The 265-nt window shown below is 40.4% G+C and carries 1 protein-coding gene; it reads left to right on the top strand.

The annotated features are described in order from the left end of the window. Nucleotides 1-131: 131 nt before the first annotated feature. Nucleotides 132-263 (top strand): paeninodin family lasso peptide, encoded by a 132-nt coding sequence (locus KVT27_RS24995; protein ID WP_140392528.1) that lies wholly within the window; start codon nt 132-134, stop codon nt 261-263. Nucleotides 264-265 lie beyond the last annotated feature (2 nt).

Here is a 265-nt window from a genome sequence, read left to right as displayed (position 1 = left end):
AAGTCAGCTATTTCAAAGGTTAGGGAAGGACCCCGGCCAGAATATGCAACAAACCCAGAATACAGGATTGCTATTCGGAGTTTAGTCGTTAGTCGATTTATAAAAAACTTTTCTTGAGAGGAGGTGAAAATATGAAAAAAGAGTGGAAAACTCCGGTGCTAGAGACACTGGATATTAATATGACTATGGCATCAGGATATGAGGGCTATCATGATGAAGCTTACAATGGTGAACCTGCGACTGGTCCGCATCATCAATCATAAAT

Source organism: Lysinibacillus sp. GbtcB16, from assembly GCF_019091145.1.
GTDB classification, from domain to species: domain Bacteria; phylum Bacillota; class Bacilli; order Bacillales_A; family Planococcaceae; genus Lysinibacillus; species Lysinibacillus fusiformis.
Note: the sequence above shows the minus strand (reverse complement) of the source record. Positions and strands in the feature narration are given on the sequence as shown.